The organism is Bacillus cereus group sp. Bce019 (genome assembly GCF_051781745.1).
GTDB lineage: Bacteria > Bacillota > Bacilli > Bacillales > Bacillaceae_G > Bacillus_A > Bacillus_A cereus.
This window is the reverse complement of the sequence record NZ_JBPWJX010000022.1, coordinates 21606-37569: the sequence shown is the minus strand read 5'-3', so window position 1 is coordinate 37569 and position 15964 is coordinate 21606. Positions and strand designations below refer to the sequence as shown.

Genomic DNA, 15964 nt, shown 5'->3' with positions numbered 1-15964 from the left:
CATACATACTCGTACGATTTTACTGTACAAATCTATTTTTTCGTGTGGCACCATTCATATATAAATGCTGTTATCACTTTTGTAAATTCAATTAACTGTTCAACTTCAACTTTCTCATTTACAGAATGTGCTTCTTCTAATGTACCTGGTCCATATATAATCGCTGGAATATGAAATTCACTAAACCAACCACCATCCGTTACCGTTGCAGACATATCTAAAATTGCATTTTTAGAAAGAATTGATTCATGTACTGAGCTAAGCGTTTTTACAGCTGTATGTTCACTATCTATTTCTAAAGAAGGGAAAATTTCGCCACGATCCACAATCATTGATTCTCCGCCCCACTTAAATTGTGGCGGATTTTCACTTAACCATGGATCGGCAGCTGCCACCTTTCCAATATACTCTTCAATTTCTTTTATTATTTGTTCATGTGTTTCATTCGGATAAAAGTGCACTGTTATCCATAACCGGCACTCATCCGCAATAAAAGCTGCATGTCTTCCACCCTCAATAACAGCTGGATTAATTGTTGTTGTTCCAGATGGATAGCCTTCATATGTTTTCATAACTGCCCAGTGGCGCTCTAATTCTTGTAAGCTTTGCACAATTTTCATCATTTTTTCAATCGCACTCGCTCCAAATAAACATCCTCCAGCATGGATCATTTGTCTGCGCGTTGCATCATGAAACGTTTGCGGACTTTTCACTGTAATCCATCCAGTAATGACACCGCCTTGTCCTTGCATATGTAAATCGCTCGTATCCACTACTACTGCAAAATCAGCATCGTAACCTCGCCTACAGCATTGAAGTGTACCTGCCTCTCCAACTTCTTCTCCTATTACTGATTGAAAGATTAAATCTCCAGGTAATTCAATACCAGCTTCTTGTAAAAGTTGAATGGCAAATAGCGCTCCAGCCAGCCCACCTTTCATATCTGCTGCGCCACGTCCAACTAACCAGCCATCTTTTATAAATGGGTCAAATGGATTCGTTTCCCACGCCTCATCTGCTGACACTTCAGCTACATCCATATGACCATTAATAATAAGACTTTTATATGAGTCACTTTTTATTCCTTTTTTAACTCCGACAACGTTCGGATCATTCGGATATACATCCCATTTATCAATACTAAAATTTCGTTTTCTTAAAAAATCTGCAACAAATTCTTGCGCTTCATTTGTATTTCTCGCTGGTGGTGCTGGTGTTTCAAAACGAATTAATGTTTTTGTAAGTTCTAACAATTCCTCTTTCCTTGAATCTATTTGTTTTAACAACTGCGAAACTTCTGGATTCATCGCTAATTCCCCTTTGCATACATAGTATGTTTCCAGCTTTATTTTCACAAAAAAAGAGACTGTTTACAAATCTTACAGTCTCCAAATTAATTCATATTATAAGCTCTCTACTTCCGTCGTATTTGTCTTTTCAATATGTTCTACTTTACGTGCCTTATTTCTTGTCGCACGGTAAAACAGTAAACAAACAATCATAAATGGAATACCACAATACAATGCCATTCTTTGTTCTGGAATAAAGGCCATTCCAACGATTACTGTTAAATTTAATACTAACGCAAGAAGTGGTACAAATGGATACAATGGTGTTTTAAATTTCAATTCTTTCACATCCCCGCCCTGCTTTATGTATGACCTTCTAGCTAATAAGTTAGATAGAGCAATAGATGCCCAAACTAATATCGCCCCGAACCCGGCAATAGAAAGTAGCCATAAATAAACTGTATCTTCCGCATAAATACCTGATAGTAATGAAAGGCAACCTACAATTGTACTTACAATCAATGCATAAATAGGAACACCGTTTTTAGATAACTTACCAAAAATCGGACTAATCATTCCTTGATTAGACATAGACCATAGCATACGAGAAGTTGCATATAACCCTGAATTCGCAACGGATAGCACTGCTGTAATGATAACAAAATTTATAATATCTGCTGCATAAGGAATACCAATTTTATCAAATACAACTACAAATGGACTTTCAATTACTCCCGCTTGTTGCCAAGGGAATAGTCCAGCAAGAATAAAAATAGATAGTACAAAGAAAACAAGTATACGCCAAACTGTATTGTTAATTGCCTTCGGGATTGTTTTCTCTGGATTTTCACTCTCACCTGCTGCAATACCAACTAATTCTGTTCCTTGGAAAGAAAAATTAACTGCAATCATCGTAATTAAAATGGCTGATAATCCATTGGGGAACAATCCACCATAATCAGTAAAACTAGAGAACATCGGCGCTGGTTCATTTCCTTTCATATCTAGAAAACCAAACATTGCTGCCCCGCCTAAAATAATAAATGCAATAATCGTAATTACTTTAATACTTGCAAACCAAAATTCAACTTCCGCAAAACTTCTTGAAGATAACGCATTAATAGCAAAGAGGAGTACCGCAAACACTACGCACCAAATCCATGAAGGTACATCAGGAAACCATCGTTTCATTAAAATACTAACTGCAATTAGTTCAATCCCTATCGTAGCTGACCAGTTTAACCATGACATCCATCCAACTACATAACCTGCTGCAGGAGAAATATGCTTTGTCGCATACGTTTGATAAGATCCTGCGTCAGGCATTGCAACAGCTAACTCTCCAAGACAGAGCATCGTTAAATACATAACAAATCCTCCAACAAGATATGCTACAATCGCTCCTCCAGGCCCAGCTTCATGAATTGTATACCCAGATCCTAAAAAAAGACCGGTACCAATAACGCCTCCAAGTGCAATCATAAATATGTGTCTGCTTTTCAATTCTCTTTTTAATCCTTGATTTTGATTCATCATATAAATCCCCCCTTTTCACTTTGTAAACCCATTTAATGTAAGCGTTTTTAAAATTATTCACCGTAAAAATAATGATTTAAAAGAGCAAAAATACACGTCACTTACATTAATCACTGCCTGTTACTAAAAGGTCATCCCTTACTGTTATTAATAACTTTTGATCAGCAATAGCTTGTCCTTCTACTACTTCTAATGATTCAATATAACCACTGATCCCTATCTTAATTTCTACTTTCTGTTTATCTATTGTTTCAATTAATGCTAATTTCTCCCACTCATATACGTAAGAACTTTCCGTAACAAATAACTTCTCTACTTTCCCGTAACAAGGACTATACACGCATTCTATAACCGTCTTCACTTTATACACTCCTCCTTCTTATTAGTTGGTACTGAAACGTTGCATATCCCTCCTTTAGATATATCAATTATTATTTATGCAAAATGCGTACCAATCTCCAATTCCTATTTAAAATGAAGGTTTCTCAAAAAAAAAACTTCATAACCGCAAAATTTTTCTATCATTTCAGAGATTTTAAAAGGAAAATAGCAAAAAATTTTTGCGATTTTATAAGAATTTTAATAAAATTATAAAAAGTCAGTCTTCATAGGGTGGAATGAGGAGAAGATAATCTATGCGTACAGAAGAAATTAATTTAAAACAGATCATTGAAATGAATATGCTATATGAAACTTTACTCAATGAACTCGACATCGGAATTCATATTATTAATGAGGAAAGTAAGACGATTATCTATAACCGCAAAATGATGGAAATTGAATCAATGGAGCGCTCAGATGTGCTATATAAAAGTCCTTTAGAAGTATTCGCATTTGAGGAAAATAAAAATAGTACTCTTATAGAGGCATTAAAATTTGGAAAAACAAAGAAAAATATAAAACAAACGTATTTTAACAATAAAGGACAAGAAATTACAACGATTAACGATACTTTCCCTATAATAGAAAATGGAAAAATTAAAGGCGCTATTGAAATATCAAAAGAAATTAGTAACTTAAAGCAAACGATAAAAATAGGTCCTTCTCGAAAACAAAGCACTAAATTTACCTTTGATCACATAATTGGTGATTCTGAAGCCATTCAATCAATCATTACAGAAGGAAAAAGAGTAATTCGTACATCTTCCTCCATACTTCTAGTAGGAGAAACAGGCACTGGTAAAGAACTATTTGCACAAAGCATCCATAATGAAAGTCAGCGTTCAACAAAACCCTTTATTTCACAAAACTGTGCCGCTATACCTGATACGTTAATGGAAAGTTTATTATTTGGTACGAACCGAGGTGCATTTACAGGAGCGATTGATAAAGCTGGTTTATTTGAAGAAGCAAACGGAGGAACTTTGTTATTAGATGAGATCAACTCATTAAGTCCAGCACTTCAAGCGAAGTTACTGCGAGCTATACAAGAAAAGACAATACGAAGAATCGGAGGTACACACGAAAAAGAAATTGATGTTCGCATTATAGCAACTATCAATGAAGATCCCTTTGAAGCCATCGCACATAATCGATTAAGAGAAGACTTATATTACCGATTAAGCGTCGTTACTTTATGTCTTCCGCCTTTACGTGAAAGAAAAGAAGATATTCCAGCTCTTGTTCAGCACTTTATTGAAAAATATAATACTCAATTCGGGCTCAACGTAACCGATGTAGATGTAAATGTAAGAGAATTTTTCTATGCATACGATTGGCCTGGAAACGTACGGGAGTTGGAACATATAATTGAAGGTTCCATGAACTTGATAGAAGATGAAACCATCATTACAGCGTTTCATCTTCCTACTCGCTTTCGCGAACGAATAAAAACAGAATTCAATATGCAACATGCACTAACTAATCACAATACTGATGCACCTAAAACTTTAAAACACACAATAGAAAAAATGGAAAAGAACTACATTAACCAAATTCTTAAAGAGAATCATGGCAACATCTCACAAGCTGCAAAATTTTTAGGATTAAGTAGGCAAAACTTACAATATCGAATTAAAAAACTGCATTTACACATATGAAATAAACATGTCTCCAAGTGAAAAAATGACTTGGTAAAATATGTTACAATAAACATATAACATGCTAGAAAGGGGCTATATATATGAGTAATGATAAAAAATTAAAGTTATTACAATACTTATACTTTTTCCCTGCCATGCTCTGTATGATGTTATTCATTAATGCCGATGTAAGCAGCTCTCCTTATGCAAAGCTATTAGGAACAATTTTTGGCTCCTTTGCAGCTATTATGCTTGCTGCTTTTTGGAATTTAAAGCTACGTATAAAAAACGAAAAATCTTCTTAATACTAAAAAAATCGAGCTACTTAGCCCGATTTTTTTATTTGCCATTAAAACTCAACATTCTCTAAATACAACCCACTTGCCTCAGCAAGACAATTAATTTGATTGCGCTGCTTTTCCTCTAAAATGTTTGGAATTGCTTCAGCATCTAATTGTCCTAATCCAACTTCAATTAATGCCCCGACAATTTTTCTTACCATATTATGAAGGAAGCCGTTACCACTTACTCTAATTTGTACAAACCCTGCCTCTTCCCTCACATCAAGTGTATATACTTCTCGAACCATAGATTTTTTCTTTGATTTCGCATTTGAAAAAGCAGTAAAGTCATGTGAACCAACTAAATGTTTTGCAGCTGCTTTCATGCTTTTCACATTTAATTTTTTATTCACATGCATGCTGTATTTACGCATAAATGGATTTGTATGCTCTTCATTCCAAATTTTATACAGATATGTTTTTGCTTTAGAATTGTAACGAGCATGGAAGCGATCATGTACTTCTTCCACATTCGTAATGCTAATATCGTTAGGTAAATATTGATTTAAATATTTTTTCACTTTATGTTCCACTAACTTCTCATCACTTTGAAAGTTAGCAACTTGATTCAAAGCATGTACACCAGCGTCTGTTCTACTACAACCGATAATTTCAATTTCTTTTCCGACCATTTCAGATATGACACTTTCGATTTTTCCTTGAATTGTATTATCGTTATTACCGAGACGTTGCCATCCTTTAAAACGTGCGCCGTCGTACTGAATCGTTAATTTATAATTATGCATAATATTCTCCTTCATAGAAAATATTCCCTCATACCATGAGGGAATATTAATAAACTTTACTTTCTAACAAGCTTCACTACATTTTCTACGTGAGCTGTATGCGGGAACATATCAACTGGTTGCACATACTCCACTTCATAGTTCTTCATTAATGCTTGTACATCACGTGCTAATGAAGAAGGATTACAAGACACGTACACAACTTGTTTCGGCTTCACTTTTAAAATTGTTTCCAGTAATTTATCATCGCAACCTGTACGTGGTGGGTCGACAACAATTACATCTGGACGCCATCCTTCTTTTACCCATTTCGGTAACCATTGTTCAGCTTTACCTGCTTCATATTTCGTATTTGTAAATCCGTGACGCTTTGCATTTTTTCTTGCATCTGCAATTGCTTCTGGAATTACATCCATACCACGTACTTCCGCTGCATCATTTGCAAGCCAAAGACCGATTGTACCAACACCACAGTACGCATCCACAATCTTCTCGTTTCCTGTTAACGCAGCTGCTTTTTTCGCTTCATTATACAAAACAACTGTTTGCTCTGGATTCAACTGGAAGAATGCACGTGCTGATAATTCAAATGATAAATCGCCAAGTGTTTCTTGAATGACTTCTTTTCCAGCTAATTTAAATGTTTTGTCGCCAAAAATAACAGATGTTTTACGCCAGTTTACATTTTGCATAATTGATTTAACCGCTGGCATCTGTTTTTGTACTTCTGCAATAAATTGTTCTTTATTTGGTAATTCTTCTTTTGTTGTAATAAGTGTAACTTGTACTTCCCCTGTTTGAACTGCAGTACGTGTTACAATTGTGCGTACTAAACCTTTTTGTTTTTTCTCATTGTAAATAGAAACATTTAATTTTTCTAAAATACGTCTTACAACTTTTGTCGCTTCATTCGTTGCTTTATGTTGAATCATACAGTGAGCGATATCAATTAACTGATGTGAGTTTTGTTTATATAGCCCTGTAATAACCTTTTCGTCTTTACGCCCCACTTGTAATTGACTCTTATTACGATAATGCCATGGATTTTCCATGCCAAGCGTTGGGCGAATTTTCTCTTCCATACTATTTTTCATGTACTTCTCAAATGCTTGTACAACGATATCACGCTTTTGATTCAATTGTTCTTTATAATCTAAATGTTGCAACTGACAACCGCCACACTCCTCATATACTGGACACGGTGCTTTCACACGATGCGGTGAAGCTTTACGAACTTTTTTCACTTTCGCTTCAGCGAAGCCACGCTGAATTTTCGTTGTTTCTGCAACAACTTCTTCTCCTGGTAATGCCCCTGGAATGAAAACAACTTGTCTCTTAAAATAACCAACGCCTTCTCCGTTAATCCCAAGACGTTTAATTGTCACAGGAAACGTTTGACCAACTTCCAACTTACTCTCATGTTGCTTTTGTATCATTATTACACCTCTACTCTATACTTTTCCATAAATATAACGCTGCATAACTGCAGTATGGTTCACACTCTTGTTTCACTTTTTCTAAAAATGCATCATCAGGTTTATCATCTAATTGAAATATACCTTGCACTGCACGCTGAATCCCAATGTCCGCTTTCGGGAACATATTTTTCCGTCCAAGCCCAAACATTAAAAAGTTTTGCACTGTCCATGCACCAATTCCCCTAATTGGCAACAATTGTGCTGAAATGTCTTCTTCCGTCCCATTTTCTATACTCGCTAAATTTAATGTACCGCTGGCAATACTTCGACCTAATCCTACTATATATTCAGCCTTTCGCTGACTAAACTTCTGCTCTCTCAATTCTTCTATTGAAATATTTGCTACTATTTCCGGAGTGGGGAAAAAGAATACACCGTTCTTCTCTGTTCCATACCGTTTCACAAATTTTTCTGTTAACACAGTAGCAAATTTCAAATTTATTTGTTGGTGAATGATACAGCGAAGCAGACAAGCAAAATAATCAAATTCTAAAATAATTGGAGTATAAGCATATGTTTCAAATAGTGGACGTAATGATGTGTTTAAAAAATGATTTTGTATATCTTGAAACGATTCATTCCAATGAAAAATGGCCCTCATTCGTTTCATGACTTTCTCTGGATCTCCTGTCTGACTAGAAATCCAAAACTGTGGATTTTGAACAGTACCAATCCCTTGTAAGCGAACAACAACCTGTTCCTCGTCTATACAAAGCGGGATATAAATAACTTTCTCATCTAATTGAATGACGTTAAGAGGGTCAAAAGATAAACGTTTTAATACTTCTTCAAAATGATACGGATACTCTAACGTAACATGTTCGCTCCACATACGTTTCCCCATCCTTTTTACACATCATTATAGCATGAGAAAACCGTAAGCATACATGCTTACGGTTGATTGCTTTTTACTAAGTCATCTAGACTTTTAAAATGATACCCTTTCTCGCGCAAATCATCAATGATTTTTGCAAGTGCTTCTGCATTATCTTTTGATATTGCATGAAGTAATAAAATAGATCCTGGATGAATCATCGTCATAACATTATTATGCGCATATTGCCATCCTCTTTGCTGATCCACTTTCCAATCCAAAAATGCAAGTGACCAAAATACATTATAATAGCCCATTTCTTTCGTAAGAGCTAACGTTCTTTCACTAAATACACCGCGCGGAGGACGTACATATTTCACTTCTTTTTGCCCAGTTACTTTTTTAATTTCTTCCGTTACACTCGTTAATTCTTCACGAAGTTTCTCATCATTTACCGCTGTAAAATCAGGATGACTCCAAGAATGGTTTCCAATAATGTGTCCTTCATTCTTCATTCTTAACAATAAATCTTTTTGTGTTTTAATGTAATGCCCCGTTACAAAGAAAGTTGCTGGTACTTTTTTCTCTTTTAATACATCTAATATTTTCCCTGTGTATCCATTCTCATATCCATTATCAAATGTTAAATAAATATCTTTTTTCTTCGTATCTCCTAAATAAAACCCGCCATTTTTTTGTAGTAAATCTGTATATAACTTTCCTGCATCTGGTACTGTTTCATTTTTAGGACGTGGGATTCCCCAGTTATGTGGAGTATTTGTATAAGCCAGTGCTGAAACTGGAACAAGTGCCATCATAATTGAAAAAATGAGACCGATATATAACCATTTATATTTCATAAATAGTCTCCTTTCCATATATAATCGTACTTGTAGTTTCTGTTGCTACACATTCTTTCATGCTGAACATGTTTTTCTATATATACCAAAAAAATGCATCTCGAATCATTCGAGATGCATTTTTTATTTACTTAAATACTGGCTCTTTAAAGCTAGCTAATTTTTCAAGTGATGTTTTATCAACATCTGCATGTAAGCTATTACCATGAGAGTCCATCGTTACAACTGCTTTAAACCCGTCGATACGTAAATGCCACATTGCTTCTGGAATACCAAATTGTAAGAAATCAACATCTTTCACTTCTTTAATACATTCAGCATAATATTGCGCTGCACCACCGATTGCGTTTAAATATACACCGCCGTGTTCTTCTAAAGCCGCTAATGTTTTCGCACCCATACCGCCTTTTCCAATGACAGCGCGAATACCGAATTTCTTCATAATATCGCCTTGGTACGGTTCTTCACGAATACTTGTCGTTGGACCTGCCGCTTTAATTTGCCAATTGTCATTTTCATCTTTCACAACAACTGGACCACAGTGGTAAATAATTTGTCCATTTAAATCTACTGGACAATCATTATCCATTAAATGCTTATGGATTGCGTCACGACCTGTATACATCATGCCATTAATTGTTACAACATCACCAACGCGAAGTTCACGAATTTGCTCTTCTGTAATTGGTGCTTGTAATACAATCTCACGTTGCTCTGTTTTTTCTTGTACTTCATGCTGAAGTGTATCTTCACCTTCTTGATATAGCCAATCCATAATGTCTCCTGTTTCAGGATGGATTTTCACACCAAGGCGACGATATGCCCAGCAATTATACGCAACAGATACATAGAAACTAGCTGGCAAACGATTATAGACGCCAATTTTACAACCAAGTAAAGTTGTTTCTCCGCCAAATCCCATCGTACCAATGCCAAGCTTATTCGCATTTTCTAATACGTACTCTTCAAGATGTTGTAACTCTGGTACTGGATTGATATCATCTAATGTACGAAATAATTGATTTTTTGCTAATTCATAACCTGATGTGCGGTCTCCCCCGATACCAACACCAATTACACCAGCGCTACATCCTTGCCCTTGTGCTTGATATACTGCATGAAGAAGGCATTTACGAATCCCTTCTAAATCACGGCCAGCTCGTCCAAGTCCTTCTAGTTCACACGGTAAGCTATATTGAATATTTTTATTCTCACAGCCACCACCTTTTAGGATTAAACGTGCATCAATATAATCTTTTTCCCATTGTTCAAACTTAATCACCGGTGTACCTGGTCCTAAATTATTTCCACTATTATCTCCAAAAAGAGAATCAACAGAATTGGGACGAAGTTTACCATCTTTTGTCGCCCGCTCAAGCGCATTATAGATAGCTTCCTTCAACTTTAATTGATTCACACCAACTGGTGTATAAATTTTAAACGTTGGCATCCCTGTATCTTGGCAAATCGGCGAGATGTTATCATCAGCCATTTTAATATTATTTGTAATTGTGCCAAGTGCCATCGCAGAACGAGTCCCTGCATTTTCTCGCTCTTTCGCTTGTTGAATCGCACGACGAACATCTTTCGGTAAGTTCGTTGACGTTTCAACAATTAGTTGATACATGCTTTCTTGAAGCTTTTCCATTGTTACTTCCCCCTCAATTGTGAACGCTACCAAAACGTTATGAGCTGAAAATTCAATTGTTATGCTCTTTAGCTATTTATTTGTTTCACGCTATTAGAGCATAAATGAAATTTTTCACAACTTGATTATACCTCTTTTTCTATCGTCCTTCTATTACCCGAACAGAAAAAGGCTACCAAATTGGAATTGGTAGCCTTTTTAATATATTATTCGTCTTTTTTAAATTGCTCACATTTTAATTCTAATTCATCTAACATTGCAAGAAGACGATCTACATCTTCTAATTCTACTTCTTCAGGTTCAATTGTATCAATTACTTCAATGAACATATTTAAACGTTCTTTTAAATATACTAATTGTGTATCTTTATCTTGAATTGCTTTTCCCATGAAGGCACTCTCCTTTTAATTCGAGTTGCTTTTATTATACCGCAAAAACGATTGCTATGGGCATGAAATTTCATCAATTTTGTCACAGTCATCCACTATAATGTAAGCCCTCTCTCTTTCCATGCTAAAAAGTTTCACTTTATAAAAAGCACATATTCTTCTATTATAGAGAATGGACAAATTGTTATTTCAATAGTCAAAGGAGTATTTCATATGACGATATCACAAAAAATGAAGCCGATTACTCCTTCTTACGATCCATGGGAAGCGTATATGGACCTTGAAGAGTACGGCAAACTACTATTAACAAATGTTGAATTTACAACGACGACGTTATGCAACATGCGCTGTGAGCATTGCGCTGTTGGTTACACGTTACAGCCGAAAGACCCAAATCCGCTTCCGATGGATCTTTTATTAAAACGATTAGATGAGATTCCTCATTTACGTTCTTTAAGTATTACTGGCGGCGAACCTATGCTTTCAAAAAAATCCGTCGACAACTATGTAACACCACTCTTAAAATATGCCCATGAACGAGGCGTTCGCACTCAAATCAACTCTAACTTAACTATAGATTTAGCACGTTACGAACAGATTATTCCTTATTTAGACGTATTGCATATATCTCATAACTGGGGAACAATTGATGACTTCGTTGAAGGCGGATTTGCAATGATGGAGCGTAAGCCTACTTACGAACAACGTGCAAAATTATTTGAAAGAATGATTACAAATAGTAAGGCTCTATCAGATGCAGGTGTACTTGTATCGGCCGAAACAATGCTAAACAAAAGAACTCTACCACATATTGAACATATTCACCGCCAAATCGTCGAAGAGATGGGCTGTAAACGTCATGAAGTTCATCCAATGTATCCAAGTGACTTCGCGAGTAATCTAGAGATTTTAACAAAAGCTGAAATTCGTGATGCGATTGAACATTTACTAGAAATTCGCGATGAAAATGTATGGATGCTATTTGGAACTTTACCTTTCTATGCTTGTAGCGATGACGAAAAAGACATAGCTACATTTAAAAAATTGCAAGAGAGCAAAAATGTAACTGTTCGTAATGATCCAGATGGCCGTTCTCGTTTAAATGTAAATATTTTCGATGGAAATATTATTGTGACGGACTTTGGTGATGTTCCACTTCTAGGAAACATACAAACAAACACATTACAAGAAGCGTATGAAAAATGGAGCACTTCAAAAACAGCAAAATCATTAAGCTGCCACTGTCCTGCAGTAAAATGTCTTGGACCAAATGTTCTTGTAAAAAACAGCTACTATCCGACAGAAGATTTCTTATCAAAAACAGCAAACATTACATTATAAAAAACGTCAGCTTATAAGCTGACGTTTTTTATGTTATTGCGAGTGAGAAGAAGAAATAAATTTAAAAAACAAATGATCATGAATTGGAATTGCCGCTCCAATTCCTTGAGAAGTAATATTTTTCACAACAAGTCTTTTTTGATTTCCCTTTAATACAAGATACACTTCTCCAAATGTTACTTTTCCCTTTTCATTTACTGCTGGTGTATAAGCGTATAAATATCCAAGTTGACTCGGACTAATATTATACACACGCTCATGTCCAGTACCATAACCAATAGTTGTCTTAAACGAAAGAGGTAATTGTACTTTTTCAAGTGCTTTGAGAAGCATCATTTTTTTCACATCTGCAGCATCTTTCATATCTGCTGTTAAATCGCCTTCAACCGTCTTTTGTGTTTCTTGCTTATAGCGAAGTGGATATAAACGGTCTCCTCCGCGATTATCATACACATTTCGATTCACTTGTTTATATTCCCAATTAATCGATGTGTCTACTGATTCATAATGTAAGGCCCATTGACCTAAATAAATTTTTGCCCGATACCCTACTGCAAGTGGCGCATTTGAAATTGTCGTTTCATTAAACATCCGAATTAAGTCTGGATTTTCAATTTTAATATTAGCCGTTTTCAATAGCTCTTGAGCAAATTTACTTGGTTGTAAACGTGGCAAATCTTGCGCATCATTTGGAAATGTATTGTCTTTTGAAATATTTAAAACAGATGAAGGCATTTTTGTTCCTACTGTTGTCTTTGCAAAACTCATGTTAGGAAATAATAAAATAAACGAGACCATAGTTGAAAGACATATGCTGTATACTCGTTTCACCTGTCTGGCTCCTTCCTATGTAGGTATATATACTACTTCGTTTATTGTTTTCTCTGAGCGCAATTGTTATGCCTATTTTTCATAATAAATAAAAACCAATTCCCATAATGACATACGCCGCTAGTAAAGTGCCTCCTTCAAACCAGTTTGTATCTCCATCATTGGAAATCGCAATCGTTAAGAAAACGGCTGTAATCATAGACACAAGTTCTGGTATGGTAAATACTAAAGGCATCCTTTGCGCGAAGAACATAGATAGTAACACTAATACAGGAGCAACAAACATGGCGATTTGTAATGTAGAGCCTATTGCAATTTCAACTGCAATATTTACTTTATTTTTATAAGCCATAATAATTGCAGACGCATGTTCCGCTGCATTCCCAACAATTGCAACGATAATAACCCCTATAAATAACTCTGACCAGCCAAATGACTTTGCAACAGTTTCAAAAGTATGCACGAGTGCCTCTGACACATAAGCTACCGCTAGTGTTGCTATCGCTAAAATAAGTAGCGCCTTCCCTTTCGACCACTCTGGCTCTTCTTCATGCGCTACTTCGTCACTTTTATGTTGATATACACCACGGTGCGTAACTAACTTAAATAGTAAGGCAGCAAGGTACATGATAATCATAATAATAGAAACACCTATACTTAATTGATACGTCTTGCCAGCGTCCATCTTCATTGAAAAGATCTCTGGAATAACAAAGGCCACAACAACAGCAAATATTAATAAAGCTGAATTATGCCTTGCATCATATACATTAAAACTTTGTCTTTTGTATTTAAGACCTCCAACAAAGAAGGATAGCCCTCCTACTAATAATAAATTTCCAAGTACAGATCCCGTTAAAGAAGCTAACACCACTTCAATTAACCCTGCTTGAAGTGCAAAAATTGAAATGATAAGTTCAACAGCATTACCGAAAGTAGCATTTAATAATCCGCCTATTCTAGGACCAGAAACAATTGCTAGACTCTCTGTTGCTCTACCCATAAAACCAGCTAATGCGATAATCGTAACACAATACACAGCGAACATAATTGTTTCTGGCCAATGAAGTGTTTTTCCAAGTACAGATAGTGGTACACCTATAAGCGCTACTATAAGAAATATTTTATTAAACATGTTTTTCATCCTTCCATCGTATGTATTTCTCCTCAATATTATTATTATTCTTCTCCTAACTTGTCCGATTTCATCACAATTACGTTTAAAAAATCGGATTGAAGAAAACAGTATGAAAGATATTTAAATTATCTTGTTTAAACAGACAGAATTATAAATTGTGAAAAGGGGTTAAAATTATGCACTTAAAAGAAAAAATCGCAACTATTATTCAAGGTCAACGTACTGGTGTATTATCTACAGTACGAAATGAGAAACCTCATAGCGCCTTTATGATGTTTTTCCATGAAGATTTTGTACTGTATGTTGCAACAGATCGACAATCAAAAAAGATAACAGATATTGAACAAAATCCTAATGTCCATGTACTACTCGGACGAGAAGGGAAAAAATTAGATGAAGATTATATTGAAGTTGAAGGATTGGCTTCAATTGAGGAAGACTCGACATTAAAAAACAAGTTTTGGAATAATAGCTTAAAACGTTGGTTACTCGGCCCTGAAGACCCTAATTACGTATTGATAAAAATCAACCCCGACACAATTTATTACATCGATGGTGCCGGTACGACGGAGCCTGAGTTTTTACGACTATAAAATAAAACAAGCCCCCCTTAGGTGGGCTTGTTTTGTCGAAAAGTTCTTTTGAAAAAAACAATAAAATAGGTGGAACTTTCTAAAGATTCTGTTATATAATAGCATTAACTTAAATAAACTGTATTAAAACAGATTGAGAGGAGAAATAAAATTGATGAAGAGAGAAGAACGCAAAAACATGATTGAGTTTATTGAAAAGAAAAAAGGGATTGAGCGTGACGAATTACTGTTTATGACAGACGATGAAGTAGAACATATTTATAATGTAACGTACTTTTTATATGAGGAAATTGCAGAGTAGTATAATAATCCCCACCTTATTAAAAATATAAGGTGGGGATTATTTCGCTATTTAGCCCACTATTTACAGGCAGTAAAACTCCCACCTTAAAATTCAGGTGGAGCAAGAAGTTAAGTTGAAGTCGTGCTTCCTATAAGCTCAATTGCTTCAACTTTATACATGAGAATCATTTTCATGTATAATACTGTAAGATTGGAGGAATTTTACTATGAGTTCGTGGCTCTTATTTGCACTATTATCAGCAATTGCTGCTGCCCTTGTATCGATTTTTGGAAAGTTTGGTTTAGACGGCATCGATGCAAACGTTGCAACAACAATTCGATCTATTATTATGGCATTATTTATGATAGGCGTTATTATCATACAAGGTAAATTTCAAAATATCGGCGACGTACTGCTAAATAAAAAAGCACTGCTATTTATCACATTAAGTGGGGTTGCAGGTGCTTCGTCATGGCTATTTTATTTTCTTGCCCTCAAAACAGGAAAGGTTTCACAAGTAGCTCCTGTCGATAAATTAAGCGTCGTATTTTCTATCATTCTCGCTATGATTATCCTCGGTGAAAAGTTAAACTTTATGACCGGTGTTGGTGTAGTCTTTATTACAGCTGGTGTATTATTTATTGCTTTCAGCTAAA

General features: G+C 35.4%; 17 protein-coding genes. 6 read left to right on the top strand and 11 right to left on the bottom strand.

Annotated features, from left to right (window positions below; all coding sequences use genetic code 11):
• Positions 1 to 32: 32 nt before the first annotated feature.
• The 3 genes from ACS2QP_RS23070 to ACS2QP_RS23060 form a co-directional block, all read right to left on the bottom strand.
• Positions 33 to 1307, bottom strand: coding sequence for an acetylornithine deacetylase (locus tag ACS2QP_RS23070; RefSeq protein ID WP_048538464.1), 1275 nt, complete (start codon positions 1305 to 1307; stop codon positions 33 to 35).
• A 96-nt stretch (positions 1308 to 1403) separates the two neighbouring features.
• The gene (locus ACS2QP_RS23065) at positions 1404 to 2825 is read right to left on the bottom strand and encodes an amino acid permease (RefSeq protein WP_000981865.1); all 1422 of its coding nucleotides are present in this window, start codon (positions 2823 to 2825) and stop codon (positions 1404 to 1406) included.
• 106 nt (positions 2826 to 2931) lie between these two features.
• Positions 2932 to 3186 (bottom strand): biotin/lipoyl-containing protein, encoded by a 255-nt coding sequence (locus ACS2QP_RS23060; protein ID WP_000859480.1) that lies wholly within the window; start codon positions 3184 to 3186, stop codon positions 2932 to 2934.
• A gap of 274 nt (positions 3187 to 3460) precedes the next feature.
• Between ACS2QP_RS23060 and ACS2QP_RS23055 the strand changes: the two genes are divergently transcribed.
• Together ACS2QP_RS23055 and ACS2QP_RS23050 are read left to right on the top strand one after the other, a co-directional pair.
• Positions 3461 to 4864: a sigma-54 interaction domain-containing protein gene (locus ACS2QP_RS23055; protein WP_438882895.1), complete on the top strand. Its 1404-nt coding sequence runs from the start codon at positions 3461 to 3463 to the stop codon at positions 4862 to 4864.
• Between the two features lie 83 nt (positions 4865 to 4947).
• On the top strand, positions 4948 to 5151 hold the full coding sequence (locus ACS2QP_RS23050; protein ID WP_000063861.1) for a hypothetical protein: 204 nt from the start codon (positions 4948 to 4950) through the stop codon (positions 5149 to 5151).
• Positions 5152 to 5195: 44 nt separating this feature from the next.
• Here ACS2QP_RS23050 and truA read toward each other — a convergent pair whose 3' ends face one another.
• From truA to ACS2QP_RS23020, 6 genes are all read right to left on the bottom strand, one after another.
• Entirely contained in the window at positions 5196 to 5933 is a 738-nt protein-coding gene (gene truA / locus ACS2QP_RS23045; RefSeq protein WP_153581555.1) for a tRNA pseudouridine(38-40) synthase TruA, read from the bottom strand.
• Between the two features lie 56 nt (positions 5934 to 5989).
• Complete coding sequence (gene rlmD, locus ACS2QP_RS23040; protein WP_153581554.1) at positions 5990 to 7369, bottom strand: 23S rRNA (uracil(1939)-C(5))-methyltransferase RlmD; 1380 nt, start codon at positions 7367 to 7369, stop codon at positions 5990 to 5992.
• Positions 7370 to 7379: 10 nt separating this feature from the next.
• Positions 7380 to 8243: a DNA-3-methyladenine glycosylase family protein gene (locus ACS2QP_RS23035; protein WP_438882894.1), complete on the bottom strand. Its 864-nt coding sequence runs from the start codon at positions 8241 to 8243 to the stop codon at positions 7380 to 7382.
• 59 nt (positions 8244 to 8302) lie between these two features.
• A complete protein-coding gene (gene pdaA / locus ACS2QP_RS23030; protein WP_000875959.1) occupies positions 8303 to 9085 on the bottom strand; it encodes a delta-lactam-biosynthetic de-N-acetylase in 783 nt (260 codons plus the stop codon).
• A gap of 127 nt (positions 9086 to 9212) precedes the next feature.
• A complete protein-coding gene (fumA, locus tag ACS2QP_RS23025; RefSeq protein WP_153581552.1) occupies positions 9213 to 10733 on the bottom strand; it encodes a class I fumarate hydratase in 1521 nt (506 codons plus the stop codon).
• Positions 10734 to 10939: 206 nt separating this feature from the next.
• Positions 10940 to 11122 (bottom strand): SE1561 family protein, encoded by a 183-nt coding sequence (locus ACS2QP_RS23020; protein WP_000513558.1) that lies wholly within the window; start codon positions 11120 to 11122, stop codon positions 10940 to 10942.
• A gap of 213 nt (positions 11123 to 11335) precedes the next feature.
• Here ACS2QP_RS23020 and yfkAB point away from each other — a divergent pair, with 213 nt between their 5' ends.
• The gene (yfkAB, locus tag ACS2QP_RS23015; RefSeq protein WP_000156016.1) at positions 11336 to 12463 is read left to right on the top strand and encodes a radical SAM/CxCxxxxC motif protein YfkAB; all 1128 of its coding nucleotides are present in this window, start codon (positions 11336 to 11338) and stop codon (positions 12461 to 12463) included.
• 33 nt (positions 12464 to 12496) lie between these two features.
• Here the strand turns inward: yfkAB and ACS2QP_RS23010 are convergent, their stop codons facing one another.
• Positions 12497 to 13294: a YfkD famly protein gene (locus tag ACS2QP_RS23010; protein WP_002083605.1), complete on the bottom strand. Its 798-nt coding sequence runs from the start codon at positions 13292 to 13294 to the stop codon at positions 12497 to 12499.
• 79 nt (positions 13295 to 13373) lie between these two features.
• Positions 13374 to 14429 carry a calcium/proton exchanger gene (gene cax, locus ACS2QP_RS23005; RefSeq protein WP_000482137.1) on the bottom strand — a complete coding sequence of 352 codons (1056 nt, stop codon included), beginning with the start codon at positions 14427 to 14429 and terminating at the stop codon, positions 13374 to 13376.
• A 179-nt stretch (positions 14430 to 14608) separates the two neighbouring features.
• Here cax and ACS2QP_RS23000 point away from each other — a divergent pair, with 179 nt between their 5' ends.
• The 3 genes from ACS2QP_RS23000 (at position 14609) to ACS2QP_RS22990 (ending at position 15963) form a co-directional block, all read left to right on the top strand.
• Positions 14609 to 15025: a pyridoxamine 5'-phosphate oxidase family protein gene (locus tag ACS2QP_RS23000; protein ID WP_000550220.1), complete on the top strand. Its 417-nt coding sequence runs from the start codon at positions 14609 to 14611 to the stop codon at positions 15023 to 15025.
• Positions 15026 to 15179: 154 nt separating this feature from the next.
• Entirely contained in the window at positions 15180 to 15326 is a 147-nt protein-coding gene (locus ACS2QP_RS22995; protein ID WP_000817786.1) for a BH0509 family protein, read from the top strand.
• A 208-nt stretch (positions 15327 to 15534) separates the two neighbouring features.
• Complete coding sequence (locus tag ACS2QP_RS22990; protein ID WP_000100296.1) at positions 15535 to 15963, top strand: EamA family transporter; 429 nt, start codon at positions 15535 to 15537, stop codon at positions 15961 to 15963.
• Position 15964 lies beyond the last annotated feature (1 nt).

What these genes read in the sequence shown, in the direction of transcription:
- ACS2QP_RS23020 (WP_000513558.1), bottom strand. Translation starts at nt 11,122, where the DNA reads ATGGGAAAAGCAATTCAAGATAAAGATACACAATTAGTATATTTAAAA.
- rlmD (WP_153581554.1), bottom strand. Translation starts at nt 7,369, where the DNA reads ATGATACAAAAGCAACATGAGAGTAAGTTGGAAGTTGGTCAAACGTTT.
- truA (WP_153581555.1), bottom strand. Translation starts at nt 5,933, where the DNA reads ATGCATAATTATAAATTAACGATTCAGTACGACGGCGCACGTTTTAAA.
- ACS2QP_RS23050 (WP_000063861.1), top strand. Translation starts at nt 4,948, where the DNA reads ATGAGTAATGATAAAAAATTAAAGTTATTACAATACTTATACTTTTTC.
- ACS2QP_RS22990 (WP_000100296.1), top strand. Translation starts at nt 15,535, where the DNA reads ATGAGTTCGTGGCTCTTATTTGCACTATTATCAGCAATTGCTGCTGCC.
- ACS2QP_RS23070 (WP_048538464.1), bottom strand. Translation starts at nt 1,307, where the DNA reads ATGAATCCAGAAGTTTCGCAGTTGTTAAAACAAATAGATTCAAGGAAA.
- ACS2QP_RS23065 (WP_000981865.1), bottom strand. Translation starts at nt 2,825, where the DNA reads ATGATGAATCAAAATCAAGGATTAAAAAGAGAATTGAAAAGCAGACAC.
- ACS2QP_RS23035 (WP_438882894.1), bottom strand. Translation starts at nt 8,243, where the DNA reads ATGTGGAGCGAACATGTTACGTTAGAGTATCCGTATCATTTTGAAGAA.
- yfkAB (WP_000156016.1), top strand. Translation starts at nt 11,336, where the DNA reads ATGACGATATCACAAAAAATGAAGCCGATTACTCCTTCTTACGATCCA.
- ACS2QP_RS23000 (WP_000550220.1), top strand. Translation starts at nt 14,609, where the DNA reads ATGCACTTAAAAGAAAAAATCGCAACTATTATTCAAGGTCAACGTACT.
- pdaA (WP_000875959.1), bottom strand. Translation starts at nt 9,085, where the DNA reads ATGAAATATAAATGGTTATATATCGGTCTCATTTTTTCAATTATGATG.
- ACS2QP_RS23055 (WP_438882895.1), top strand. Translation starts at nt 3,461, where the DNA reads ATGCGTACAGAAGAAATTAATTTAAAACAGATCATTGAAATGAATATG.
- cax (WP_000482137.1), bottom strand. Translation starts at nt 14,429, where the DNA reads ATGTTTAATAAAATATTTCTTATAGTAGCGCTTATAGGTGTACCACTA.
- fumA (WP_153581552.1), bottom strand. Translation starts at nt 10,733, where the DNA reads ATGGAAAAGCTTCAAGAAAGCATGTATCAACTAATTGTTGAAACGTCA.
- ACS2QP_RS22995 (WP_000817786.1), top strand. Translation starts at nt 15,180, where the DNA reads ATGAAGAGAGAAGAACGCAAAAACATGATTGAGTTTATTGAAAAGAAA.